The following is a 26,119-nucleotide window of genomic DNA, read 5'->3' as shown; positions in this document are numbered from 1 at the left end:
AGATTCTAACTTATATTTTCTTTAATTATAGTTAAATATCAGTCATTTTTTCTATTTTTTCTATAACTTTTTTTATAATCCAGTCAGGTGTGCTAGCTCCAGCACTTATGCCACAATGTTTTTTACCTATAAACCACTCTTTTTTAAGCTCATCTTGAGTTTCTATCAAGTAAGAATTATCGCAATTTCCTTTTGCGATTAAAAAAAGCTGCTTTGTATTTGAGGAATTTTTACCTCCGACAATTATTATAACATCGCTTCTTTTTGAAAGCTCTGTTATTGCTTCTTGATTTTTAAAGGTTGCGTCGCATATGGTATTAAACACTCTCACTTCTTTTACTCTTAAAAGAAGATAATTCACTATTTGCATAAATTTTTCAACTTTTTTCGTAGTTTGACTTACTACAGCTATTTTGTTTGGCAATTTTATACCATCAAGTTCTTTTTCATCTAATATAACATAGGCATTTGTGCTTACATAACTCTTTACACCTTTTACTTCAGGGTGTTCTTTATCTCCAAAAATAAGCACATCATAACCTTGCTCACTCATTTGCTCACATATACTTTGAGGCTCTTTGACAAAAGGACAAGTAGCGTCATAAATTTCTATATCTTTCTTTTTAAGCTCGGCTAAATCTTGCTTTGTAATACCGTGAGTTCTTATGATAGCTTTTTTTTCATCACTTAATTCTCTTATGTTTTGCAAGGTCTTTACATTAAATTTGTTTTTTAGTCTATTTATTTCTTCGTTATTATGTATAAGAGGTCCTATTGTAGCAGCGTCTCTTATCCTTTCTGCTTTTTTTATAGCTCTTTTTACTCCAACACAAAAGCCATAGTTTTTGGCTAATTCAATCTTCAACAACAGCTCCTATTTTTTCTAATATATTTTTAAAATTTGGAAAAGAAGTGTTTATACAATCGCTATCATTGATTTGCATACCACAAATAAGACCGAGTATAGCAAAACTCATAGCTATCCTATGATCTCCAAAGCTATCTATAACTGCAAATTTTGGCTTAGAGCCTATTATTTCAAAGCCATCATCAAGTTCTTTAGCGTTTATACCGCATTTTATTAAATTCTCAACCATAGCTTTTATCCTATCGCTTTCTTTGACGCGAAGTTCCTTGGCATTTCTTAATACACTAGTGCCTTTAGCTAAAGAAAAAGCTATGGCAAGAGCTGGTGCTTCATCTATAAGCCAAGATATATTTTCGCACACCTCAACAGAATTTAAACTAGAACTTTGAGCATAAATTTCTCCTATACTCTCAAAGCTATCATCATAAAATTTGTATTCTATCTTAGCCCCCATTTTTTCTAAAACTTTATAGGCTTCTATCCTGGTTTTGTTTAAAAGGATATTTTTAATACAAATCTTAGAATTTGGCAATATAATGGCAGCTAAAACGAGATAAAAAGCGGACGATGGATCGTTTGGTATGCTTATATCAAGTGGTTTTAGAGGTTTTTTTAATGGTTGTATAGCTATGCTTAAACCATCATTTGAAACAGATATAGGTGCATTCATAGCTAAAAGCATATTTTCGCTATGATTTCTACTTAAACTAATCTCACTAAAATAAGAATTCGAATCTGAACTTAAGGCTGCTAAAATCAGTGCTGTTTTTACTTGGGCTGATGAAATTTCGCTTTTATAATTAAAGCCTTTTAATTTTGATTTGCTTTCAATGCAAAGGGGAGCTAAATTTGCATCATCTCTACCAAAAATTCTAGCTCCTATATCATTTAAAGGCTTTGAAATTCTCTTCATAGGACGGTTATTTAGATATTTATCCCCGCTTAAAACAAAAAAGCCTTCAACTCCGCTTAAAAATCCTAGCATTAAACGCATAGCGGTGCCGGAATTTCCACAGTCAAGCACTTCATTTGGAGAAAGTATTTTTTTAGGTGGCTCTATGCTTACAAAAGATCCTTGTCTGCTAACCTTAGCTCCGAGCTTACTAATAATTTTAAGAGTATTTATGGTATCCTCTGCCAAAAGATAATTACTAGCCTTGCTTTTAGATTCTGCTAATAGTGAAAAAATAGCGAACCTATGACTTATGCTCTTATCAGAAGCCACATCTTCTAAGCTAATATCAAAACTGTTTAAGGCTGATATTTTCATCTTAAGCTAAGCCCTAATTTATCTTTTAAGACAGTTATAATTTTATCCATACAAGAAACTATTTCAGAATCTTCTAAAGTTTTATTCATATCCTGAAAAATAAAATTTATTGTTATGCTGTATTTATCTTTTAAGCTTTCATCGCTATATATATCAACTAGTCTAAAATCTGTTAAAATATCTATATTAAGCTCTTTTATACATTCTTTAATTTTTTCATAACCAAAATCTTTAGGAGTTAAGATGCTTAAATCCCTGCTTACGCTCGGAAATTTAGAATACATATGTGCAACCTTATCAACACAGTCAAACTTATCTAAGCTAAATTCACAAATATAAGCATTAAACAAATCTCTTTCTTTCTCCAAAGCCAAATGCAAACGACCAACGAAGCCTATTTTGATTCCATTTTTATATATAAAGGCTTGCTCGTATGGGCTTAAAAAAGAAAGAGAGGAATTTTTTAATTGAAAATCTCCCAATATATTTCTAAGCTCTGTTAAAAAAGTGTAAAAATCTACTAAAGCTGGTTTTGCTCTATTTGAAATTTTTGCTTCTTCTTTGTAGGCACAACTTATAAATGCCATTTTTGCAGATTCATTTGCGTTTGAATCAAAAACTGAACCACTCTCAAAAAGCTTCACTGTTTTTTTTGAATTTTTCAAATTAAACGAAGCCGAATTTAAAAGATGATTTATAAGGGTAGTTCTTAAGGAATTTAATTCTTGTGTTATAGGATTTAAAAGCTCAAGACTTACAGTTTCAAAGCCAAGTTTTTTTAGCTCCTCTTTACTATCTAAAACATAATGAATACTCTCAAAGTATCCGTTTAAAACAGATCTTTGTTTTAAATCATAAACTTTTTTATAAGTCTTATAAGTAGAATTATCAAGCCTATTTTTCTCAACAACAAGAGATCTTTTAGCTTGTATGTTATCTATGCCTATCATTCTTACTATTTCTTCGCATATATCTGCTAAATTTTTTATATCACTATATCTGTAATACGGAACTTTAGCGGAAAATAAATGCCCTTCCTTAGAAACAACTATCTCAAAACCAAGTCTTTTTAATATATCAATTATGTCATTTTCGCCTATTTCAGCACCTATAGTTTTGCAAATTTTTTCTACATTTATTTTTATTTCTGTTTTGTCTTTGCTAAAGCCTATATTGTGCGAAGATGTATAAATACTGATGTTAGGACAGTGCGTCATTTTGCTTAAAAGATAAGATACTCCAAATTCAAGATCTGTTTCACTACCTCTAAAACTTCTATAGATAGTTTCTAAATCTTGTTTTTTGTAAAAATCTTTAGCCAAGGCTACAATTTCAGGAAAAGTATAGTGTGCTTCTATAACTGCAAGTTTTGTGTTTTTGTTTATAGAAAATTTTTCTTCTTGATAAATTCCAGTTACACTTACAGTTTCATCATTGCAAGTAATTACACTTTCGCCATTTTCAAGCTTTGAAATATTTAAACTAACTATATCTTCGTTTTGAGCTAAATTGTTAAAATCGTAAGCATTGAAAATAACACCTGTTGAATGCGTGGCGTATGAAAAATAATTTAATATATCATCATCTTTAAGAGAGCCAATAGAAGCTAATCTAAGCTTTAAAAGCAAAGGAATGTCTAAGCTACCATTAAATTCAACTACTCTGAAATTAAATATGCTATTTAAACTATTATCTATATTTAGCCTCAATACTCTTCCAACTCCTATAGTATTATTAGGCTCTAAAAAGACCCTCCTTTTTTGTAAATTCTCATTAAAATAAGCTGCTAAGTCTCTGGCTACACCATATACGCTTAAGCAATCACCACGGTTTGGGGTGAGTTCTACCTCTATGAAATCATCATTGAAGGTAGGATAGGCATTAAGCTGTTTGCCAAGCTCTAAAACACCTATACTATCATCAAGTATCATAATGCCATCATTTATTTTTTCAAAACCAAGCTCCGTGCTAGAGCAAATCATACCTTCAGAATCAACCCCTCTTAACTTGGTTTTTTTAATTGTCATATCGCCAATTTTAGCACCCTCTAAAGCTACAGCTACAAACTGACCTTCATCGACATTTGAAGCACCGCACACTATCTGCAAATCCTCATCGCCAATATCCACTTTACATACATTTAATTTGGTAGCATTTTCGTGTTTAGTTTTTTCTTTGACAAAGCCAACTACAACCTTATCGCTTACCTTTAAGCTCTTAGTAGAATCAACTTCTATACCTATGGAATTTAAAGCAACTACTATATCGTTTAAGTTTTTGTTTTCTAAATTTAAAAATTCACCCAACCAGGTTCTTGTAAATATCATCTAAATTGCTCCAAAAGTCTCAAATCTCCTTCATACATAGACCTTAAATCAGGCACTTTATAAAGTAGCATAGCAAATCTTTCTATGCCTAATCCAAAAGCATATCCACTAACATTTTCATAGGATACAAATTTAAAAACATTAGGATCTACCACACCGCAACCAAGCACCTCTAGCCAACCAGTTCCTTTGCAAACTCTACAACCATCTCCTTTGCAAAAAACGCACGATATATCAACTTCAGCCGAAGGCTCAGTAAAAGGGAAAAAACTAGGTCTAAAACGAATTTTCACATCTCCAAACATATAAAGTAAAAATTCATTTAAAACATTTTTTAAATTTGCAAAAGAAACATTATGTCCATTATCTACTACAAGCCCTTCTATCTGATGAAACATAGGAGTATGCGTCAAATCAAAATCTCTCCTAAAAACTGCACCGGGGGCTATAGTTCGAATGGGTGGTTTTTGAGAAAGCATGGTGCGAATTTGAACAGGTGAAGTATGTGTTCTTAATAATCTCTTATCCTTAAAATAAAAAGTATCTTGCATATCTCTTGCAGGATGAGATTTTGGTAAATTTAAGGCTTCAAAGTTATGAAAATCATCTTCTATTAATGGACCGCTTTCTATGCTAAAATTTAAGGATACAAAATATTCTATTATCTTATGCATAGTTTGGCTTATAGGATGAAGTGCTCCTGTGCTAGATTTAACATCAAAATACTCGAAATTAAAAACATTTTCTTTCATCTTAATGTTTAAATTTTCATCTTCTAAGTCTTTTAACTTTTTAGTGTAAGCCTTGTTAAACTCTTCCTTTTCCTTATTTAACTTAGAAGCTACAATCTTTTTTTCACTTTCATCTAAATTTTTAAGCTCTGCAAATTTCTTAGTGAGCTTACCCTTTTTTCCTAATATAGCAAGTCTTATATCTTCTAGCTCTTGCAAATTAGAACATAACTGTATTTTATCGATAATACTTTGCATATCTCTCTTTCAAAAAAACTTGATTTTACGGTTATTGTAGCAAAAAATTTATTACTTTTCAAAACAAAAATATCTTTTAAAACTACATAATTAATAAATTATACTAAACACTTAAATTAATTAAGATGAATTTTATATTGTATATTTTTTACACATTACAGCTTTAATATTACTTGCTGATTAAAATGCTAAAAAATGTAATTTCGTAACTAAAAAAATACTTTTGCATACAAAAAAATATATTTGGATATTTTTTTATCAAAATTATCCTATAATTATAAAATCAAGAGAATAAATAGGGGCAGATATGAAAACTTTTGAATACGACATAGTAGTTGTAGGTGCTGGTAATGCGGCATTATGTGCAGCTATAAGTGCTGCTAGTAAAGGTTCTTTGAAGATAGCCGTGCTTGAGAGCTCATCAAAACAGTGGCGTGGCGGTAATTCTCAACACACAAGAAATTTACGTTCAATGCATAATGAACCAACAGATGTTTTGACGGATTCTTATAGTGAGGATGAATTTTTTGAAGATGTATTTAAGGTAACAAAGGGACAAACAAACGAAGAATACGCCCGTTTTGTTATATCTAGAACACCACAAGCAGTAGAATTTGCCAAAAAATACGGAGTAAGATTTCAACCTTCTATGAGAGGGACTTTGCATCTTGGTAGAACAAATGCCTTTTTTCTAGGTGGAGGAAAATCTTTAGTTAATGCATATTTTAATAGTGCTAAAGAACTAGGGATAGATATTTATTATGAATTTGAGGCTCAAGACTTAGTATTTGATGGAAAAACTTGTAAAGAGGTATTAGTTTTAAATAAAAAGGAAAACGAAGAAGTTTCTTTCAAAGCTAAAGCGTTTGTTATAGCAAGCGGTGGATTTGAATCAAATTTAGAATGGCTTGAGGAAGCTTGGGGAGAAAAAGCAAGAAATTTCATAATAAGAGGAACAAGATTTAATCAAGGAAAGATGTTAAAATCTTTGCAAAAAAATAAGGCTAAGATAATAGGAGACCCAACCCAAGGGCATATGGTTGCTATAGATGCAAGAACACCAAAATATGACGGTGGTATAGCATCTCGTGTGGATTGCGTTTCTTTGGGAATTGTTGTAAATAAAAAAGCAAAAAGATTTTATGATGAAGGAGAAGATTTTTGGCCTAAAAGATATGCTATATGGGGAAGGCTTGTTGCAAATGAAGAAGATCAAATAGCTTATTCGATAACCGATTCAAAGGTGCAGCAATGCTATATGCCTTCTCTTTTTCCACCTATAGTTTGTAATAGCATAGATGAAATAGCTCAAAAAATGGATCTTGATATAAATTCACTTAAAAATACAGTTGATGAATACAATAAAGCTGTAGTTGATGGAGAATTTAATCATACAATACAAGATAATTGCTACACAAAAGGACTTACAATAGACAAAACTCATTGGGCTTTAAGGCTTGACTCTCCTCCTTTTTATTGTTATCCTTTACGACCTGGTGTAACTTTTACTTATATGGGTGTTAAGGTTGATAAAAATGCTAGGGTGTATGCCGATGATGAAACTTTATTTGATAATTTATTTGCCGCTGGAGAAATAATGGCTGGAAACATACTAACTCAAGGCTATGTAGCCGGTTTTGGTATGAGTATAGGCACTGTTTTTGGAAGACTTGCCGGTGAAAATGCTTTTGATTTAATAAAAGGATAAAAAATGAAGATAAGTAAAATTTATGAAGACGCTACAAAATCTTGTATAATATGTAATTCTTGTAGATACTGTGAGGGACTTTGTGCTGTTTTTCCAGCTATGGAAAAGAAAAGGGATTTTTCACTTCAAGATGTAGATTATCTAGCAAATTTATGCCATAACTGTAGTGAGTGTTTTTATGACTGTCAATATGCACCACCTCACGAATTTAACGTTTCTATACCAAAACAATTTGCTTCAGTCAGAAAGGAAAGTTACAAAAAATATGCGTGTCCAAATTTTTTAGGAAAAGCTTTTGATAAAAATGCTTGGCTTACTAGCATACTACTTGTAGTAGCTATTTTTATAGGTTTTTTTGCCGCTTCAACATCTCAAACAAACGCAAATGGCAATTTCTTTGCAATAATATCTTATGAATATATGGTAACTGTTTTTACATTAGTATCGCTTTTTGTAGCCTTAGTTTTAATTCTTAGCTTTGTGAAATTTTCAAGAGCCATAGGGCTAAGCAATATAAATGCAACGGTATTTATTAAAAGCGTAAAAGATGCTTTAAGCCTTAAATACCTAGGAGGACATAAGGCTGAAGGCTGCACCTACCCTAATGAAAAAAGAAGCAATATAAGAAGATATTTTCATCATTTTACAGCTTATGGTTTTTTATTTTGCTTTATAGCCACTAGTTTAGCGGCATTTTATCATCACTTTTTACACATATTTGCACCTTATGATATAACACAACTTCCAAAACTTTTTGGAACTATCGGTGGAATTTTATTGTGTATAGGCACTTTAGGATTATTTTTTATAAAGCTTGGTGCTGATAAAAATATAATAGATGAAGAAACCGTAGCTATGGACTATGTTTTTATACTTATGCTTTTTATAGTTAGTTTAAGTGGTCTTGTTTTGATGTTTTTAAGAGAAAGTGCTATGCTTTCTTATGTGCTTTGGTTTCATTTAAGCACGGTGCTAGTATTTTTTATACTTATTCCATATTCAAAATTTGTGCATATGTTCTACCGTTTCATAGCATTACTAAAATTTAATGCAGAAGATGAACATTAATAAATATAAATTTGTGCTTACTTAAGCACAAATTATTTAGTATCTAAAACTAGTAGTGGTTATGTCTTGATAAGTATCTAACTAAAATTGATAAAGAAAAACACACTATAAAATAAAGACCTGCTACTGTAATAAAAACAGAAACTATTTGATTAAAATCTTTAAGAGAGCTAAGAATGTCTTTTGAAACATTGGTAAGCTCTGAAACATTTAAAGCGGCTAAAAATGAAGTATCTTTTATAGTTGTTACGCATTGAGATAATATAGTAGGAGTTACCTTTTTATAACATTGAGGAAAAACTATATACCAAAGTGTAAATGAAAAAGAAAAACCCTGTGCATGTGCTGCTTCAAATTGACCCTTTGGGATAGCATTAAGACCGCCTCTTATTATCTCTGCCATAACAGAGCTAGTGTATAAAAATAAGCCTATAGTTCCTAAAACTGCATAATTAGCAGGTATGCCAAGCAAAATAGGCAAAACAAAACAAGAAGCATACATCCATAAAAGCAAGGGAGTGTTTCTGAAAATTTCTATATAAGCTGAAGATAAAATTCCTAAAATTTTTAAAAAACCGTTATTAGCATAATTTCTTAAAACAGCTAAAATAGAACCAAAAATTATAGCTCCAGTGGCAGCAAAAAAAGCCATAACTATGGTTAGCCAAAGACCATTTAAAAGTGCGTAAAAATTTATAATATTCATATAATTTACCTTGATAAATGCACTTTTTTAAGTTTTTCTTCATATCTTCTAACAAAAAAAGAAAGAAGATAACAAACTGTAAAATAAAGAACACCAGCTATAATATAAGCTGGAGCATAGTTAAGGCTTGACTGTGCATAAGAATCCACTCTATACATAAGCTCTGCTCCTGTTATAATGGCTAAAACAGAGGTATTTTTTATAAGATTTATAGCCTGATTTGTAGAAGGGGGCAATATTATCTTAAGTGTTTGCGGCAAAATAATATAAAGCATAGATTGAATATAGCTAAAGCCTTGAGACCGTGCTGCTTCAAATTGACCCTTTGGGATAGATAAAATACCAGCCCTAACAACCTCGCTCATATAAGCTCCGTGATAAACTCCTATGCCTATTACACCTATAGTAAAAACATCAAGTGTAACACCAACAACAGGCATCATAGGTAAAACAAAATACAAAAAGAAAAGATTTATAAGAAGTGGTGTATTTTGAAAAAATTCTACATAAATTCTAGCCCAAATTTTTAAAATCATAAATTTAGAAGTAGCTAAAAGAGCGTGAAAAACACCCATAACAACAGCTATACAAAGTGCTAAAAAAGCAACTGACAAAGTATAAGAAAAGCCTTCTAAAAAATTAGAAAAATTCGACAAGGTGTCAAGCCATCTCCAAAGAGCAAATGGTGAATTATTATCCAAGATAGTCCTTTAAAAAGCTAGGTTTTACCTAGCTTAAGATTATTTTAAATTCCATTTAACAGCTAATTCATCAATAACTTGTTTATTGTTTGAAACAAAATCGCTTACAAATTTGCTCCATTGTGGATCACTTTTTCTAGTAGCTATGCCATATTCTTGTGCATCTAAATTATCATCTAATATGACATTTTTATCATCTAAATATCCTCTTAATATAGACTTATCAACAGAAAAAGCATCTATTCTTTTTGAATCAAGGGCGGTTTTTAAAGATGGATAATCAGGAAATTCTTTTATATCTACCTTAATACCAAGTTTATTTGCAGCAGCCTCAACAGCTTTATTTGTAGTAGCAGACTGAGCAACACCTATGACTTTTCCATTAAGATCTTTAAAGCTGGTAAATCCATTTTCTTTCAATACTAAAAATCCTATAGGATCGCTGTAATAAGACTGTGAAAAATCATATGTTTTTTTTCTTTCATCAGTTATAGTAAAAGTTGCAACAATGGCATCAAGAGTTCCATTGTCTAGTAAAGGACCCCTTGTTTTTGCTGTTACAGCTTCTAATTTTACCTTGTTTTCATCTCCTAAAATTTCCTTTGCAAGCATCTTTACCATATCTATCTCAAAGCCTTCTATTTGACCGCTTTCTTGATTTAAAAGAGCAAAATTTGGAGCATCTTTTTTAACGCCAACTACTAACACTCCTCTTTGTTTAATCTTGTCAAGAGTATTGCCAGAAGAGCTTTCTTGCCCACCACAAGCTACAAAAAAAATAAGCAAAAAGCTTAAAAAACTTAAGTTAAAAATTTTCATAAAATCTCCTTAATGTGTTAAAATTTTACTTAAAAAATTCTTTGTTCTCTCATTTTTTGGATTCTCAAAGAAATTTTTTGGCGTATCGCTTTCTACAATCCTACCATCTTCCATAAATACAACTCTATCTGCAACTTCCTTAGCAAAACCCATTTCGTGCGTAACAACAACCATAGTAGTGCCTTTTTCGTGAGATATTGTCCTCATAACATCAAGGACTTCTTGCACTGTTTCGGGATCAAGTGCAGAAGTTGGTTCATCAAAAAGTATGATTTTCTTTTGAGTGCAAAGAGACCTAGCTATAGCGACTCTTTGCTGCTGACCGCCACTTAAAGAATTTGGATAAACACTAGCTTTTTCCTCCAAACCAACAACTTTTAGGTATTTATAAGCTATTTCCTCTGCTTCTTTTTTGCTCTTTTTTTGAAGTTTTATAGGGGCTAATGTTAAATTTTGCAAAACAGTCATATGCGGGTAGAGGTTGAAATGCTGAAATACCATAGCACAATATTTTCTACAAATTTCAAGCCTACTTTTATGATTAAGTTCTATATCGTTTATAATAACCTTGCCAGAGCTTATATCTTCAAGCCCATTCATACATCTAATAGTAGTGCTTTTTCCGCTACCGCTTGGACCTATAATAACTAATTTTTCACCCTCACCTATAGTAAGATTAATATCTTTTAAAACATGGTGAGTGCCAAAATATTTATTTACATTTTGAAGTTGTATCAATTTTACTCCTTAAATTCTACGCTTGAAAAGTTTATCAAAAGAAATTCAATAAGACAATAAAATCACGGTATTTTTTTCTTATTTTTAATCTTTAAAGGTTCTAAAAACAAAAATACATCTTTAATAATCATCTCTAAAAGCTCTAAATTTTCTATATCTATCACATACCAAGGTTTAGCTCCTTTAAAAGGAGGTGATAAATCATTATCTTTTAAAATATCTTTAAATTTATCGTTTTGTTTTAAAAAAACAGTATCATCGCATATCAAAAAAAGTGCTTTTTTCTCACCATTAGAGTGTATATAAATGCAAAATTCTCCAAACATCTTTCTAGCACTAAAATGGTAAGCATTCGTGCAAAGATAAAGCTGCTCTAAAACAAAATCCTTAAAAACAGTAGATGAAGGCATATATTAATGACTGCCCTTATGCAAAAAGTAAAGTCCCAAACAAAGAGCAAATATAGAAAGGGCTAAGTATGCCATATCAAGCATATTATCAAGCTTCATTTGTAAAATTCTTTGAAAAAAATTTACTATTAAAACCATAATTATTACTTTTGCCAATTTATCTTTTAGCTGGTCTAGACTATGAACTTCCAATACTTTTGACTGTTTTAAACCTTTAAAATCTTCTATTTCTGATATAAAAAGCTCATATATGCCAAAAGAAAAAATAAAAAGCACCAAAGCCATTAAATAAAGATCAACAGCCCCAACCAAAAGAGCTACTATATCCTCGTGTAAATCTATGTTTGAATTTTCAGAAACAAAATACTCAAAGGTATAAAGCAAAACCTTGATAACATCATAAGAAGCTATGATAAATAAAACAAAAGTGCCAAGTAAGGCAAATATGACGGGAAGTATAGTTACAAATCTGCACTTTACCAATAAAGATTCAAAAAATCTACTCATTTTTTCAATCTTATAAATTGTTTAGCTATTCTAACGGCATTTGTGGCTGCTCCCACGCGAATTTGATCAGCAACACACCAAAGATGAAGTATCTTTTTAGAATTTAAATCAAGCCTCATCCTACCAACATACGTATCATCTGTATCACTTGTGAAAAGAGGCATAGGATATTTTTGTTTTTTTATATCATCTATAACTTTTATATGCTTATGTTTTTTAAGTGCTTCTTTAGCTTCATTTAAATCTACTTCCTTTTTAAATGTAAGGCTCATACTCTCGCTATGAGAACGCAAAACAGGAACTCTTACGCAAGTCGCTGAAATAGCTAATTTTTTATGCAAAATTTTCTGAGTCTCATTTACCATTTTTAGCTCTTCTTTTGTATATAAACTAAGTTCATCAAAAGAATCTATTTGAGGTATTAAATTTAAGGCTAGAGTGTAAGGAAAAACTTTCGCTTTAAAATCATTCAGCTTAAAGGCAAAAAAACTTTGCAAACCGTCGCTTAATTCTTTCATACCTTTCATACCAGCCCCGCTAGCTGCTTGATATGTGCTTACATCAACTCTTTTTAAATCATAAAGATCATCAAGTGGCTTTAAGATATGCACCATTTGTATTGTAGAGCAGTTTGGATTTGCTATTATGCCTGTTTTTTTATAAAGTTTTATATCATCTGAATTTACTTCTGGCACAACTAAAGGCACATCTTTATCCATTCTAAAATAGCTTGTATTATCTATCACTACAGCACCAGCTTCTACTGCATATTTGGCAAATTCAGCAGATATAGAACCACCTGCTGAAAAAAAAGCTATATCTACTGGATTTTCTTTAAAAACTGTTTTGCTAAGCTCTTTTACTGGTATATTTTCACCTTTAAATTCTACCTTTTTTCCTACGCTATTTTTACTTGCTAAAGCCAATATGCTTGCAACTGGGAATTTTTGCTCTTCTAAAACTCTTAAAAGCTCCTCTCCGACTGCACCTGTTGCCCCAACTATAGCTATCCTAAATGTTTTCATATCTAACCTTTTTAATTTGTATATATTTTTATTTTTTCTTCTATTTTCTTTTCACTCATACCAAGAATTTTTGCAGCTTCTTTAACATCACCATTAGTGCTTGATAAGACCTCTAGTATAAGCTCTTTTTCCATATCTTTAATATCTTTTGCCTTTCTAGCTTCTAAAAACAAATCATCAGCACTGATTGTGCTACCATCACTTAAAATACAAGCTCTTTGCACTATAGATATAAGCTCTCTTATATTGCCCGGATAATCATAATCTAATAAAGCTTTCTTCGCTTCATCGCTTAGATTTTTTTTGTCAAATCCATACTCTTTGCAAGTATCTTCTAACACCCTTTGAGCTATACCAAAAATTTCATCTTTTCTTTGTCTTAATGGGGGAATTTGTATAGGAACAGTATTTAAACGGTAATACAAATCACTTCTAAAATCATTATTTTTAATCTTTTTTTCTATATCCGCATTTGTTGCAGATATTACTCTAACATTTATCTTTATACTTTTTGTTCCACCAAGCCTTGTAATCTCTCTTTCTTGTAATGCTCTTAAAAGCTTAGCTTGAATTTCAAAAGGCATTTCTCCTATTTCATCTAAAAATAATGTTCCATCATTTGCTAATTCAAAAAGACCTTGTTTGGTAGAATTCGCATCTGTAAAAGCTCCTTTTTCGAAACCAAAAAGCTCACTTTCTATCAAATTAGCGGGAATTGCTGCCATATTTATGGCTATAAAAGGCTTTGAAGAACGTTTTGAATTTTTATGCACATAATTTGCAAAAAGTTCCTTTCCAACTCCACTTTCTCCAAAAAACATAACGCTAGCATCAGTTTGTGCGACCTTTAAGCTTAACTTTAATGCTTCATCTAGTGCTTTTGATGAGGCAAAAAAATCATTTTGCGTAGTTTTAAGATTTGTTTTATCTGCACTTTTTTGCCTTATTACCTTAACTCTTTTGATAGCTTGTACCAAGGTTTGTATATCAAATGGCTTAGTTAAAAAGTCTTTAACTCCAAGCCTAACTGCCTCGATAGCTCTATTTAAAGTAGCATTGCCTGTTATTATGATAAAATCATATTTATTTCCACAAGATTTTACAAATTCTATACCGTCAATTCCTGGCATATTTATATCTGTGATTATAAGATCTACATTATCATCTATCTTTTTTAAAGCCTCTGTAGCTGATTTATAGCTTTTTATGCTAAATTCCTCAAATTCAGCCAAAGCTATTTCAAGCGATTTTCTCATATTTATATCGTCTTCTACAATAACTATATTCATAATATTACCTAGACCTAGCTTCTATTATATTTCTTTTTGCAAGTCCTATTTGCTCGTATGCTAATATATCTTGCTTGTAAGCGGTGTATCTTTTGCTTAACTCTCTATTTAAAAAGGCTATATTTTTTGCACTTGCGTTTTGATGAACCGCGACAGCTGTTACGAATTCAAGCTTTTTCTTAGCATCAGCACTTAGTTTTTTTCCAAATTTGCTGGGCAAAGTTTGACTATCTATAAATTTTAAAATTATTTTTTGTATATCATCAGAATTTAATTTTGGATTTGCTATTTCATTGAAAAGTTGATCTAAAGTAACAGCTTTTTTAGCAACCGTTTTTTCTATAGCACTTGGATTTCTTTTTCTTAGATAAGAAAGCACAATAAAACAAAAAATTATAATTAAAACAACTAAAACTACGAAAATAAAAGCTAAAAAAGAATTATTCAATTAAGCCTCCTTACAGTCTTTTCGCAAAGGATTTTTTTCTATAACTAAACAGTGCCAAAACTATCATCAATAAAAAGCCATAATAAACATAACTAGGTATTTGCACCGCTTCTCCAGCAGCGTAAGAATGCATGCCTACTAAAAAATAATTTACTCCAAAATAAGTCATTATTATAGACCAATACCCAAACATGGAACAAAGTGCGAAATTGTATTGATTTGAAAGACTAGGTATCATTCTTATATGTAAAATAGAAGCATAAACTAAAATGCTAACCAATGACCAAGTTTCTTTTGAATCCCAACTCCAATATCTTCCCCAACTTTCATTCGCCCAAATAGCACCTAAAAAATTTCCAACTGTGAGCAAACAAAGTCCTAGTATCATAGCCATTTCATTGATTCTAGTAGCTTCGAGTATGTTTCTTGCTATGTTTTCATTATGTTTTGAATCCTTTTTCATAAAACAAAATAAACATAAAACAAAAATACCAAGCAAAGCACAAAGACCTAAGAATCCGTAACTAGCAGTAATTACAGATACATGTATAACAAGCCAGTAAGAATCAAGCACAGGCATTAAATTTGTTATCTGTGGATCCATTTCACTAAGATGAGCGACTTGTAAAACAATGCCAGAAAGTATGGAAGTTAAAGCTAGAGCAATAGGGCTTTTTCTTGAAAAGAAAATTCCACTCAAAGCTAAAGCCCACGCTATATATACCATACTTTCATAAGCATTACTCCAAGGTGCGTGCTCTGCTATATAAGCTCTCATCGCAAGACCTGCTGAATGAAGTATAAAGGCTATAACATTTATAGCATAAACAATCTTAAAGATTAAAGATATGTTTAATTTTGGCTTTAACATTTTAGCAATTATTAATATCAACAAAAGAAGTCCTGCTAAAAGATAAATAGGAGTTAGCTTCACAAAAGGCTTGCTTTCATTCATAAAAATTTCACCATAAATTTTACCTTCGCTAGGCATTATTTGGGCTGAAAATTTCTTTTGGTATGCACTTATATTGTCTAAAGCTTTATTTGCATCATTCCAATCCCCACTTTGCAGTGCATTTTTAACAGAAGTAAAATAATTATCAAGCAAAACAACTGCTACTTCTTTTTCCTCTCCACTTAATTTAGTAAGCACCTCATAACTTGTCAGCCAAGCATTGTTGCTATCATTTTGTTTTGGCAAGAATCTAAAAAGCTCCCCAAGAAATGCTAAATTTACTATATTAGCTCTTTCATCAAGTTTTATAATCTCTTTATCAAACACACCTCTTGCATTAGGTGCTTTTCTATTTGAATTTTCAGCATATTTTGCTAGTTTGTATTGTCCTTTTTCATCAAAAAAATCGGCAAAGCTTATATAATCTGCAGGCTCTATAGATAAAATTTTAGCTATTTCCTCTCTAACGGCTTTATTTCTAGGCATTATTATAATATCCTCTTCACTCCAAGCCTTTGAATTCATAAGCATAGAAAGCACGACAGCGTTAGAATCCATACCTTTATAACTTGTATCCTTATAAAGTTTTTCTAAAATTTCTTTAGAAATAGTATCAAAAGGAGACATTCTTCCATTTAATTTTTGCAAAACTAAAGCAGCTAATTTATCGCTATGCTCTTTGCTTATATTAGGCAAATCTTGTGCTTTTACATTTGTGCTAAAAAATAAAATACAAATAAGTATTAAAGGGGCAGAATTTTTTAAAGAGTCCTTACTAACTAAAGAAGCTAACTGCCTAAATCTTGACTTAGGATTTAAGAGATTTAAAAACATACCCAAAAATAAAAGAGTATAGCCTATATATGTAGTTAATTTACCAGGGTCTTGATTTACTGAAAGTATAGTTCCCTTTTCATCTTGATCATAAGAACTTTGAAAAAATCTATATCCTTTATAGTCTAGGACGTTATTCATAAAAATTCTAGCCTCCTGTTTAAAGTCCCCATCTCTTATCTCAACTAAACTTTCATATGATTTTGGAGACATAGAACCTGAATATCTTTCTAAAATAAAATCTTTAAGATATAAAGAAAAACCTAAATCGTGTATATGTTTTCCCCAAGATATAAAAAAGGATTGACCGGCAACATTTACTCTCTTAGCTCCAGAATACTCTAAAACATAAAAAGTGCTTTTTTCTCCTTTATATTCAAGTTCTAATTCTAAAGCATTTACAGCATTATTGCCTAATCTCAATGCTTGATAATCCTTACTCATAGCAAAATCTTTCAAAAAGCTAAGACTTGAATTTTGCCATTTTTGAGGCTCACCAAACAATGAAACTAAGATGGTTCTAAAAGATTCTAAGGATATGCTTTTAAGCCAATGTAAAAAACTTTCATCTTGTAACCTATTTGAACCCTTTAAATCTATTCTAGCATTTTTAGATGCGTATTTGATAACAAAATTTAAAACCCCAAAATCATAAAGTCTTTTTTCAGATGTGTCAGCAAAATCGCCAGCTTTTAAGACAGAATTTTCACCACTTGCCATACTTAAAAATTTTATATTCTTATCAGAGCTTAATTTTAAATTTTCATCTACTAAAACATAAGGAGATACAGGCTTTTCATCGCTCATAAAATAAAAATTCACACCGGCTATATTTTTTACTTCTCCCTTGCTAAAGATTAACTCTCTTGCTTCACCATTTAAACTAAGCATCATAGATAAAAGTGCTGAAGAATTTTCATCTTCTACAAAAACTTCCTTAGCATCTAATAATAAATTTTTGTATCTTAAAACAGCTTCATCTGCATCTAAATCTAAATTTATATTAAAATTATTCACAAATGGCAGTAAAGCTATATCTTTTTGTATATATTTTCCATAAACTTCACCGTCTTTTAATGTGGAAAATTTTATAAAAGATTTTGAGCTTTCGATTAAGGAATTTTCTTCATTTTCTCTTATATGAAGTATACCCTCAAAACCCATATATCTAGTAAATATAGAACCCAATAATATAAATAAAAATGAAATATGAAAAAGCAACATTGGAATTTTATTTTTGTTTATCATTTTATATCTAAATATAGCACAAACTAAATTTATACCCAAAAGTAATTGTATAAAGCCAAACCACAATGTAGAATACACCATAGCCCAAGCAGTTGGTGTTCCGTAAGCACTTTCTATAAATGTAGCAATAGCACAAGCAAAAGCAAATATCAAAAATAATACTACTGATATAAGCAAACTTCCAAAGTTATAAAACGCATTCTTCATAAAAATCCTAAACAATAAAATATCTTGTAAAGTAGAAATTCTAGTAAAGAGAAGTTAATGTTTTACAATCCAAGGTATTTTTTGCGTATATCATCATTTCCTATTAAATTCTTTGCTTCATCTTGCATAGTGATCTTACCATTTTCTAAGACATAAGCATAATCGCTACTTTTTAATGCCAAATAAGCATTTTGCTCTACTAAAAGCACGGTTATGCCCTCCTCTTTTAATCTAAGTATAGTTTGAAAAACCTCCGCAACTATTTTAGGAGCAAGTCCCAAACTAGGTTCATCAAGCATCAAAAGCTTTGGCTCACTCATTAAGGCTCTGGATATAGCTAACATTTGAGCTTCACCCCCACTTAAATTCCCTGCCAAAGCATTTCTTTTGTCTTTTAATCTAGGAAAAATTTTATACATTTGCTCCTTTAAATGCTCGTAATTTTCATCATTATTAAAAGCACCTATTTTTAAATTTTCCTCAACGGTCAAATTTATAAACACCCTTCTTCCTTCTGGGACCAAAGCTATACCTCTTTGAACAAGACTGTGTGGCAAATGCCTTTTGGTATCATAGCCTAAGAAATTTACCTCTCCTTTTCTTTTTACACAGTTTAAAAGTGCGTTAAGAGTAGATGTCTTTCCGGCTCCATTTGATCCTATGAGGCTGACTATTTGTCCAGTTTTTACCTCAAAATTTATACCTTTCACCGCCTCAACTAAATTATAATAAACGTATAAATCTTTAACTACTAACATAATTCTCCAAATTTTCTATGTCTCCGAGATAAGCAGATATTACATCTTTATTTAAAACGGCGTCCTTTATGTCTCCTTCAAAAATTGACTTACCATAATCAAGCACCAAAACCCTATCACAAAGAGTATTGACAAATTTCATATCGTGTTCTATAAGCAAAATGCTAAGCTTATATTTGTCTCTTAATTTAAATATTATACTTGCCAACTCATCGCTTTCAGCCCCATTCATACCAGCAACAGGCTCATCTAGCAAAAGTAAGCTAGGATTTGTTGCCATTGCCCTTGCTAACTCAACTTTTCTTTGCTGACCGTAACTTAAAGAAATGGCATTTTCATTAGCCAAATGCTCTATATCTAGTTCCTTTAAAATTTCTAAACACTTGTCTTTAGCTAAATTTTCAGCTTTTCTAAAACGACCTAAATGCAAAAATGCCTCAAATACGCTATAATTTATGCTATTATTAAAGCCAATCAGCACATTTTCAAGCACAGTCATAGATGAAAAAAGTCTTATATTTTGAAAAGTTCTAGCTATGCCAAGCTTGACTATTTTATGTGCTTTTAGCTTAGTTATATCCTTATCTTTAAATAATACCTTGCCAGAACTTGGTTTATAATTTCCTGTAATTATATTAAAAAGAGTTGTTTTACCTGCACCGTTTGGACCTATAACAGCGTAAATTTCACCCTCTTTTATATCAAATGAAGTGTTGCTTATAGCTTTGACGCCACCAAAATTTTTAGTAATATCTCTTAGGCTAAGTATCACTTCTTTTTCCTTTTTAAAAAGTATATTAATTCTTTATCTCCCATTATACCTTTTCTTGCAAAAAGCATAATTAATATCAGCACAAGAGAAAAAACAAGCATTCTAAGACCCGGCAGAGCTTCACTTTCATAACCAAAAACATTCATAGGCTCATCTAAGAATCTAAGCCATTCAGCACCACCTAAAACTAAAATAGTGCCTATAATAGCACCGCTAGTGGAGCCTAAACCTCCTAATACTATGATGATTAGCAATTGAAATGTAAGCAAAAATTCGAACTGTTCTGGGGATACGGTAGTTAAAAGACAAGCCAAAAGCCCTCCGCCAACTCCTTCAAAAAAGGCAGATGTGCCAAAAGCTAAACTTTTAATCCAAAAAGTATTTATACCCATAGCTAAAGCCGCATCTTCATCATCTCTTACTGCTTTCATAGCACGACCATATTTAGAATAAACCAAATTTAAAATTAAAATAACAGTAACAATCGCAAATATACCGGTATAATAAATATTTGAATGAGATGGCAAATCCATAAGCCCTAAAGATCCATTTGTTATAGAAGGAAAATTTATAGCAAAAAGCTTGATTATTATACCAAAACCAAGAGTTACTATGGCTAAATAATCGCCTCTAACTCTAAATACAGCAAAAGAAAGTATAAAAGATAACAATAAAGCACAAAAACCGCCAAAAAGCAGAGCTACAAAAAAGTTGCTAGAATGTATAGCCATTATAAATGAATTTGGTTCTTCTAGCATAAATTGAGCACTTTTAGCATCGGAGCCTAAGAGCATTATAGCAGTGGCATAAGCACCTATAGCCACAAATCCATTTGGTTCTAAGCTAAACTGTCCCGTAACTCCATTTATTAGATTATATGAAACAGCTAAAATGCTGAATATAGCTATATTATTTAGAATTCTCATACCATAATCACTAAAAAAATAAGGAGATATAAAGATAAAAGCTATAGCTATTAACAAAAATGCTAGATGATAAGCTTTATTTACATACATTTAAAACCTACTTTTTTCATAATTTATACCCAAAATACCGCTGGGTTTAAAAAGTAAAATAAAAACCAAGAAAATAAAAGCAAAAGCATCTTTAAAGCCGGATAACTCCGGAAATAAAGCAACAGCTCCCACTTCTGTAAAACCTATTATAAGCCCACCTAAAACAGCACCAACAACAGAGCCTATGCCTCCTAAAACAGCAGCAGCAAAAGCTTTTAAACCTATCAAAACTCCCATATTAGGATCTAAAGAAGGATAATTTACAACCCAAAATATACCTCCAATAGCAGCTAAAGCAGAACCTATAGCAAAAACCAAAGCTATTATTTTATTTGCATCTATTCCCATTAAATTTACAGTATGTATATCAAAAGCTAAAGCCCTTATAGCAACACCGTATTTACTTTTATAAAGAATAAAAAGAAGTATAAATAATATCACAACAGTCAAAATAGGAACGCAAACAGTTGCAACAGATATACTCAAAGATCCTATTTGTATAACCTCTTCTAAGTATTTAGGAACGGGAAAAAGTCTCGGAGACGAACCAAAAGTTATATGAAAAAGATTTTGTATAAAAAAACTTATGGCAATAGCAGTTATTAAAAGTGAAATTTTAGGAGCTTTTCTAAGAGGCTTGTAAGCTATCCTATCCATAGCTATACCAACACAAGCGGCAAAAATCATAGCCAAAGAAATAGCACCTAAAAACGGAACATTCATAGCTGAAACACAAAAAAGACAGCAATAAGCTCCTACCATCATAATTTCACCGTGTGCGAAATTAATAAGCCTTAAAACTCCATAAACCATTGTATAGCCTATGGCTATAAGTGCATACATAGAGCCTAGGCTAAACCCATTGATGATTTGTTGTAAATCCATAAGAAAAATACCTTAAGGATTTATAGTAGCTTTATAAACTTGTTCTTTGTTTTTTATTTGCTTAACAACAACAGGTCTCATAGCATTACCATTGCTATCTATACTTACAACCCCGCCAACTGTTTGCAAATTTTTAGTGCTACGAATTTCTTTATTTACACATTCTGGAGTTAAAGAATTTTTGCACTTATTCATAGCATTTACAAAAACCATATAAGCATCAGCACCCATTGCAGAAAAAGCAGGAACTATTTGACTTCCTTTCTCTTTCTTGTAAAAAGAAACAAAATCTTTTCCAATCTTTGTGCTAGGATTAGCAGAATCAAAGGCATCGGTAAATATCACTCCTTCAGCTCCTTCGCCACCTATTTCTATAAATGTTTTGTTATTTAAACCATCAGCTCCTGTAAAAGGTTTGGTAAAACCAGCTGCTCTAGCTTGTTTTACTACCAATGCAGCTTCTGGATGATATATCGGTAAATATACAAAATCAGGATTTACGCTTTTAAGTTGAGATACAATAGCCTTAAAATCTTTATCATTTGAACTTATCATAAATTTTTTAAGGACTTTTCCACCTCTTTTTTTCAACTGGGCTTCAAAAACCTTTGCAAGCCCTAAAGAATAAACGTTGCTTTGATCTATAACTATGGCAGCAGTTTTAAAATTTAAGCTATCTACAGCATAATCAGCTAATTTTCCGCCTTGAAAACTATCTGTAAAACATACTCTACTTGAGTATTTTTTATTATCTAGCAACCTATCACCACTAGCAACAGGAGCTATCATAGGAATTTTGTTTTCTTCTGCAACTTGTATAACCTGCATAGTATTTGTTGTGATGGCTTCTCCTATGATACCTATAGCCTTATCTTGAGATACAAGTCTTAAAGCTGCAGTTGAAGATTCTACCTTATCTCCCTTTGTATCTAAGGCTATAATCTTAACAGAAGTCCCATCTTCAAGCTTTGGCACCATTTTATTAGCTATTTCTATGCCGCTTAAAACATCTTGACCATAATTAGCAATGGCACCTGTAAGGGGTAAAACAACACCTATATTAACTTCTTTAGCACATAAAACACTAGCTAAAAATAGTGTAGATAATACTAGTTTTTTCATACAAATTTCCTTTTTAATTTAATGGTATAGTAATATTCATTCTAGTTCTAGCTCCATCTGAATTTCTAGGAGCTACCATCTTGTCATTATTACTATGTTCGTATCTATATCTAATCTCTCCACTTATTTCCACATTTTTTATAGCTTCTTCTAGCGGTTTTGCCAAAGAAAAACTAGTGAAAAAAAGCGTCAATACAAGCAATATTCTCATTTTTTCTCCTTGTATCTAAAAAAATTTAGTATATTTTATAATTTATTATCTTAAAAACATAGCAAATATTTAATTTTTTTTATGAAATAGTGCATTTTATATAGAAAAGGTTAAAAATTTGTAATTTTCGTATTAATTAATTTTTTATTGTTATACTTTACTTTTATTCAAAAAAAGGCTAGATAAATGAAAGTAACTATACTTTTTGATCTTGATGGAACTGTTATAGATTCTACAGATGCTATTTTAGAATCTTTTGAATTTGCTTTTTTAGAAAACAAAAATACAAGATATGATGAAAAAACCATAAAATCTTTAATAGGTATAAGTTTAGATGAAATTTTTAAATCCTTTAATATAACAGATATAGAAAAGTATATAAAATCATATAGAAAAAAATATGAACAAATTTATCTTAATAAAAGTTTTCTTTTGCCTTTTGCAAACGAGGCTTTAAAGGAAGCAAAAAGCTTTGCTAAGCTTGGTATAGTTACTAATAAGGGCGGAGTTTTTACCGCAAATTTGTTAAAGCATTTAGGTGTCATTGATTTTTTTGAAGTTCTTGTAACAAAAGATGATGTTATAAAAGCAAAACCAGATGCACAACCTATAAATAAAGCCTTAGAAAAACTTAATCAAAATAAAGAAAGAGCATATTTAATAGGTGATACAAGCGTAGATGTAAAGGCTGCTAAAAATGCGGATATTCAGTGTGTAGTAGTAGAGCCTATGTATGAAGATAGGTTAAAACTCGAACAAACAGGTGTTTTTATAGCTAAAAATCTATATGAAGCCGTTTTATATATAAAAAAATTGGAGGAAAAATGAGTGTAATAATGGAGCTTTGCATATTTAGCATAAGTGGAGAACTTTCCAAATCCAAAGAAGTTAAAAGCATTTTAAGTGCTTTTGATGAAAAGGGTGTAAAATATGAGTTAAATCCAATGGGAACTTGTGTAGAGTGCAAAAGTATGAAAAAGGCTTTAAAGATATTGAAATTAGCAAATAATTGTATGGATGCACAAAGATTTTACATAGTAGCTAAATTTGACTGCTATAAAGGAAGAAAAAAGACTATGCAGGATAAGGTTAAGAGCGTTAAAAATGATTTATCTAGTATCGGCACAAAGTCATAATTTTAAAAATGTAAAAAATTTAAAACTTGCCAAGATAAATTTTAAAAAGATAGATGTAAATTTAAATGATTTTGAAGCACTTATAATAAGCTCTAAAAATGCTCTTAAGGCTTTAAGCAAAAGCAAATGTAAGCTTAATTTAAAAATAGAACTTTTTGTGCTTGGGAAAAAAAGCTTTGATGAGGCTAAAAAACTAGGTTTTAAAAATATAAAAATTTCTAAAAAATCATATCTAAAAGAGCTTGTAGATGAATTTAAAAAGGATTTAGAAGGTAAAAAAATTTTATATCTAAGAGCGAAAAAAATCAGCTATGACATAGCAAAAAACTCAAAAGACTTAAATATAAAAGAAATCATTGCATACGAAACAAACTATAAGAAAGTGCCTGAAGGCTTTGTAGTGCAAAGACCGGCTACATTTATATTTAGCTCTTTTGAACTTGCTAATAACTTTTTAAAACAATGCAAACTAAAAGACGAAGATAAGATAGTAGCCATAGGAAATAGCACGGCTTTGAGGCTAAAAGGGTTTAAGAATTTGTTTATAAGCAAAAAGCAAAATGTAAGAGAATGCGTAAAGCTAGCAAGAGAGATTGAAAACGCTATTTCTTAGACATCTGTTTTAATTTATTTATCTTTTTATAGTTAAAAATAATATAAAAAAAGCTTATTATCCTATATACAAATCTTAAAATTTCCCTATGTGTGTTTATGAGAGCGGATTTTTTTCCCATATTTATGGTGCTTTGTTCAAAATGCATTGATATAAGATAAGGCTTGAAGACAATTATAAAAACATCGTGTAGAAAAAATTTATCCATATAATCATCTAAAGGATAAAAAAATTTAGCTTTTTTTAAAAATTTAATCGCAGCCGCTGGCCTTAAAAGATAACCTTGAGTGCCACTAGCTCTTTTGGTTGTCAATATATGATGTTCGTTTAGATAAACCACGCCCTTAAGCTTTTTTAAAGCCATTAAACGCACAAAATCATAAGGAGAATTTATAAACTCATCTATAAATTCTAAAAATTCATTTTTAAAAATCACATCATCTTCTAGTATAATGATGCTTTCATCAAGCTCTATGCATTTTTTCCAAAGCATCAAATGAGAAGCAAAGCACGCTTTTTCACTAGAACTTAACGCCCCCCCCCTTAGCAAATTTGCTTTTTTATCATCTATATACTCATCAAAAGCTTTTAAATTTGCTTCATCTTTTCCATCAATAGCTTCAAAAAATTCAAAACTTAGCTTAGATTTTAAGGTTTTATCCTTTAAATAAAGCTCATTTATTCTTTTTTGCATAGCTTCTTTTCTATCCGCTGACCTAGCTAAATTTATGATAAAAACTCTCATAAAGCCTACTTGTGATAATCAAATAAATTCAAAAATTTCCTAGCCCTATCTGTGCTTGGATTTTCAAAAAAAAGATCTGGTTTTGAAATCTCTACTATTTTTCCATCATCCATAAAAACAACCTTATCGGCTACGGCTCTTGCAAAAGCCATTTCGTGCGTTACTATAAGCATAGTAAGACCTTCTCTAGCTAAATTTAGCATAACATCTAGCACTTCACGCACTATTTCAGGGTCAAGAGCAGCCGTAACTTCGTCAAAAAGCATTATATCAGGGTTCATACAAAGACTTCTAACTATGGCTATGCGTTGCTTTTGCCCACCGCTTAGCTCTCTTGGATAAGATTTTAACTTGTGCAAAAGTCCCACCTTTTCAAGCCACATTTTAGCTTCTTCTAAAACCTCATCTTTTTTTCTTTTTTCAACCTTCATAGGTGCTAAGAGTATATTTTGCTCAACGCTTAAATGGTCAAAAAGCTCGTAGGATTGAAAAACCATACCAACCTTTTGCCTTATCTTAGTCCAATTTGTATAGTTTTTATCTATACGTTCGCCGTCTATTATAATCTCTCCACTTGCAATATTTTCAAGTCCATTTATACATCTTAAAAGCGTGGATTTACCACAACCACTAGGTCCTAAGATAACAGCAACCTCGCTCTTTTCAACCTCTAAATTTATACCCTTTAAAACCTCATTTTCTCCATAAAATTTATGTAAATTCTTAAGCTCTAAAATACCCATT

At 31.0% G+C, this 26,119-nt stretch carries 27 protein-coding genes; 5 read left to right on the top strand and 22 right to left on the bottom strand.

From position 1 onward, the window contains the following. Positions 1 to 31: 31 nt before the first annotated feature. The 4 genes from Q0J35_RS00710 to pheS are packed head-to-tail and all read right to left on the bottom strand — an operon-like array spanning position 32 to position 5,454. Complete coding sequence (locus Q0J35_RS00710; protein ID WP_297192063.1) at positions 32 to 865, bottom strand: 4-hydroxy-3-methylbut-2-enyl diphosphate reductase; 834 nt, start codon at positions 863 to 865, stop codon at positions 32 to 34. Then, positions 855 to 2,138: a 3-phosphoshikimate 1-carboxyvinyltransferase gene (aroA, locus tag Q0J35_RS00705; RefSeq protein WP_297192061.1), complete on the bottom strand. Its 1,284-nt coding sequence runs from the start codon at positions 2,136 to 2,138 to the stop codon at positions 855 to 857. Before aroA ends, Q0J35_RS00710 begins: the two co-directional genes overlap by 11 nt. Next, positions 2,135 to 4,465 (bottom strand): phenylalanine--tRNA ligase subunit beta, encoded by a 2,331-nt coding sequence (gene pheT, locus Q0J35_RS00700; RefSeq protein WP_297192059.1) that lies wholly within the window; start codon positions 4,463 to 4,465, stop codon positions 2,135 to 2,137. Before pheT ends, aroA begins: the two co-directional genes overlap by 4 nt. Then, complete coding sequence (pheS, locus tag Q0J35_RS00695; protein WP_297192057.1) at positions 4,462 to 5,454, bottom strand: phenylalanine--tRNA ligase subunit alpha; 993 nt, start codon at positions 5,452 to 5,454, stop codon at positions 4,462 to 4,464. Before pheS ends, pheT begins: the two co-directional genes overlap by 4 nt. A 307-nt stretch (positions 5,455 to 5,761) precedes the next feature. Between pheS and tcuA the strand changes: the two genes are divergently transcribed. Next, positions 5,762 to 7,162: an FAD-dependent tricarballylate dehydrogenase TcuA gene (tcuA, locus tag Q0J35_RS00690; RefSeq protein ID WP_297192055.1), complete on the top strand. Its 1,401-nt coding sequence runs from the start codon at positions 5,762 to 5,764 to the stop codon at positions 7,160 to 7,162. A 3-nt stretch (positions 7,163 to 7,165) separates the two neighbouring features. Further along, a complete protein-coding gene (gene tcuB / locus Q0J35_RS00685) occupies positions 7,166 to 8,230 on the top strand; it encodes a tricarballylate utilization 4Fe-4S protein TcuB (protein WP_297192053.1) in 1,065 nt (354 codons plus the stop codon). 49 nt (positions 8,231 to 8,279) lie between these two features. On the opposite strand, the gene Q0J35_RS00680 is transcribed toward tcuB, so the two are convergent. The 16 genes from Q0J35_RS00680 to Q0J35_RS00605 all read right to left on the bottom strand — a co-directional run bounded on the left by Q0J35_RS00680 (position 8,280) and on the right by Q0J35_RS00605 (position 22,881). After that, positions 8,280 to 8,936, bottom strand: a complete 657-nt coding sequence (locus tag Q0J35_RS00680; RefSeq protein WP_297192051.1) for an amino acid ABC transporter permease — start codon at positions 8,934 to 8,936, stop codon at positions 8,280 to 8,282. Positions 8,937 to 8,941: 5 nt separating this feature from the next. Next, a complete protein-coding gene (locus Q0J35_RS00675; RefSeq protein WP_363315688.1) occupies positions 8,942 to 9,637 on the bottom strand; it encodes an amino acid ABC transporter permease in 696 nt (231 codons plus the stop codon). Between the two features lie 39 nt (positions 9,638 to 9,676). Further along, positions 9,677 to 10,456, bottom strand: a complete 780-nt coding sequence (locus Q0J35_RS00670; RefSeq protein ID WP_297192049.1) for a transporter substrate-binding domain-containing protein — start codon at positions 10,454 to 10,456, stop codon at positions 9,677 to 9,679. A gap of 9 nt (positions 10,457 to 10,465) precedes the next feature. Beyond that, positions 10,466 to 11,194 carry an amino acid ABC transporter ATP-binding protein gene (locus Q0J35_RS00665; RefSeq protein WP_297192047.1) on the bottom strand — a complete coding sequence of 243 codons (729 nt, stop codon included), beginning with the start codon at positions 11,192 to 11,194 and terminating at the stop codon, positions 10,466 to 10,468. A gap of 62 nt (positions 11,195 to 11,256) precedes the next feature. Beyond that, positions 11,257 to 11,604 carry a competence protein TfoX gene (locus Q0J35_RS00660; protein ID WP_297192045.1) on the bottom strand — a complete coding sequence of 116 codons (348 nt, stop codon included), beginning with the start codon at positions 11,602 to 11,604 and terminating at the stop codon, positions 11,257 to 11,259. A 3-nt stretch (positions 11,605 to 11,607) separates the two neighbouring features. Beyond that, the gene (locus Q0J35_RS00655; protein ID WP_297192043.1) at positions 11,608 to 12,111 is read right to left on the bottom strand and encodes a YqhA family protein; all 504 of its coding nucleotides are present in this window, start codon (positions 12,109 to 12,111) and stop codon (positions 11,608 to 11,610) included. Beyond that, positions 12,108 to 13,136 (bottom strand): aspartate-semialdehyde dehydrogenase, encoded by a 1,029-nt coding sequence (locus Q0J35_RS00650; protein ID WP_297192041.1) that lies wholly within the window; start codon positions 13,134 to 13,136, stop codon positions 12,108 to 12,110. The genes Q0J35_RS00655 and Q0J35_RS00650 overlap by 4 nt, the downstream gene beginning before the upstream one ends. Before the next feature lie 11 nt (positions 13,137 to 13,147). After that, positions 13,148 to 14,425: a sigma-54 dependent transcriptional regulator gene (locus tag Q0J35_RS00645; protein ID WP_297192039.1), complete on the bottom strand. Its 1,278-nt coding sequence runs from the start codon at positions 14,423 to 14,425 to the stop codon at positions 13,148 to 13,150. A gap of 4 nt (positions 14,426 to 14,429) precedes the next feature. Beyond that, on the bottom strand, positions 14,430 to 14,873 hold the full coding sequence (locus Q0J35_RS00640; RefSeq protein WP_297192037.1) for a hypothetical protein: 444 nt from the start codon (positions 14,871 to 14,873) through the stop codon (positions 14,430 to 14,432). Between the two features lie 10 nt (positions 14,874 to 14,883). Then, the gene (gene ccsA, locus Q0J35_RS00635) at positions 14,884 to 18,117 is read right to left on the bottom strand and encodes a cytochrome c biogenesis protein CcsA (RefSeq protein WP_297192035.1); all 3,234 of its coding nucleotides are present in this window, start codon (positions 18,115 to 18,117) and stop codon (positions 14,884 to 14,886) included. 62 nt (positions 18,118 to 18,179) lie between these two features. After that, positions 18,180 to 18,875 (bottom strand): ABC transporter ATP-binding protein, encoded by a 696-nt coding sequence (locus Q0J35_RS00630; protein WP_297192033.1) that lies wholly within the window; start codon positions 18,873 to 18,875, stop codon positions 18,180 to 18,182. Then, positions 18,862 to 19,647 (bottom strand): ABC transporter ATP-binding protein, encoded by a 786-nt coding sequence (locus Q0J35_RS00625; protein ID WP_297192031.1) that lies wholly within the window; start codon positions 19,645 to 19,647, stop codon positions 18,862 to 18,864. Before Q0J35_RS00625 ends, Q0J35_RS00630 begins: the two co-directional genes overlap by 14 nt. Further along, entirely contained in the window at positions 19,644 to 20,663 is a 1,020-nt protein-coding gene (locus Q0J35_RS00620) for a branched-chain amino acid ABC transporter permease (protein WP_297192029.1), read from the bottom strand. The genes Q0J35_RS00625 and Q0J35_RS00620 overlap by 4 nt, the downstream gene beginning before the upstream one ends. After that, a complete protein-coding gene (locus tag Q0J35_RS00615; RefSeq protein ID WP_297192027.1) occupies positions 20,664 to 21,548 on the bottom strand; it encodes a branched-chain amino acid ABC transporter permease in 885 nt (294 codons plus the stop codon). It abuts the gene before it with no gap. A gap of 12 nt (positions 21,549 to 21,560) precedes the next feature. Continuing rightward, a complete protein-coding gene (locus tag Q0J35_RS00610; RefSeq protein ID WP_297192025.1) occupies positions 21,561 to 22,670 on the bottom strand; it encodes an ABC transporter substrate-binding protein in 1,110 nt (369 codons plus the stop codon). Between the two features lie 13 nt (positions 22,671 to 22,683). Further along, positions 22,684 to 22,881 carry a major outer membrane protein gene (locus Q0J35_RS00605; protein WP_297192023.1) on the bottom strand — a complete coding sequence of 66 codons (198 nt, stop codon included), beginning with the start codon at positions 22,879 to 22,881 and terminating at the stop codon, positions 22,684 to 22,686. Positions 22,882 to 23,067: 186 nt separating this feature from the next. Between Q0J35_RS00605 and Q0J35_RS00600 the strand changes: the two genes are divergently transcribed. Genes Q0J35_RS00600 through Q0J35_RS00590 form a run of 3 tightly spaced genes read left to right on the top strand, consistent with a single transcriptional unit; the run spans position 23,068 to position 24,630 of the window. Beyond that, on the top strand, positions 23,068 to 23,709 hold the full coding sequence (locus tag Q0J35_RS00600; RefSeq protein WP_297192021.1) for an HAD family hydrolase: 642 nt from the start codon (positions 23,068 to 23,070) through the stop codon (positions 23,707 to 23,709). Beyond that, the gene (locus Q0J35_RS00595; RefSeq protein WP_297192018.1) at positions 23,706 to 24,017 is read left to right on the top strand and encodes a thiamine-binding protein; all 312 of its coding nucleotides are present in this window, start codon (positions 23,706 to 23,708) and stop codon (positions 24,015 to 24,017) included. Before Q0J35_RS00600 ends, Q0J35_RS00595 begins: the two co-directional genes overlap by 4 nt. Then, positions 23,986 to 24,630 (top strand): uroporphyrinogen-III synthase, encoded by a 645-nt coding sequence (locus Q0J35_RS00590; protein ID WP_297192017.1) that lies wholly within the window; start codon positions 23,986 to 23,988, stop codon positions 24,628 to 24,630. The genes Q0J35_RS00595 and Q0J35_RS00590 overlap by 32 nt, the downstream gene beginning before the upstream one ends. Here Q0J35_RS00590 and Q0J35_RS00585 read toward each other — a convergent pair. Beyond that, positions 24,620 to 25,375, bottom strand: a complete 756-nt coding sequence (locus tag Q0J35_RS00585; RefSeq protein WP_297192015.1) for a glycosyltransferase family 25 protein — start codon at positions 25,373 to 25,375, stop codon at positions 24,620 to 24,622. The two genes, Q0J35_RS00590 and Q0J35_RS00585, sit on opposite strands and share 11 nt — an antisense overlap. 5 nt (positions 25,376 to 25,380) lie before the next feature. Further along, positions 25,381 to 26,118 (bottom strand): amino acid ABC transporter ATP-binding protein, encoded by a 738-nt coding sequence (locus Q0J35_RS00580; protein ID WP_297192012.1) that lies wholly within the window; start codon positions 26,116 to 26,118, stop codon positions 25,381 to 25,383. Between the last annotated feature and the right edge of the window lies 1 nt (position 26,119).

Origin of the sequence: uncultured Campylobacter sp., assembly GCF_944323605.1 — a bacterium.
Taxonomy (GTDB): Bacteria; Campylobacterota; Campylobacteria; order Campylobacterales; family Campylobacteraceae; genus Campylobacter_D.
Note: the sequence above shows the minus strand (reverse complement) of the source record. Positions and strands in the feature narration are given on the sequence as shown.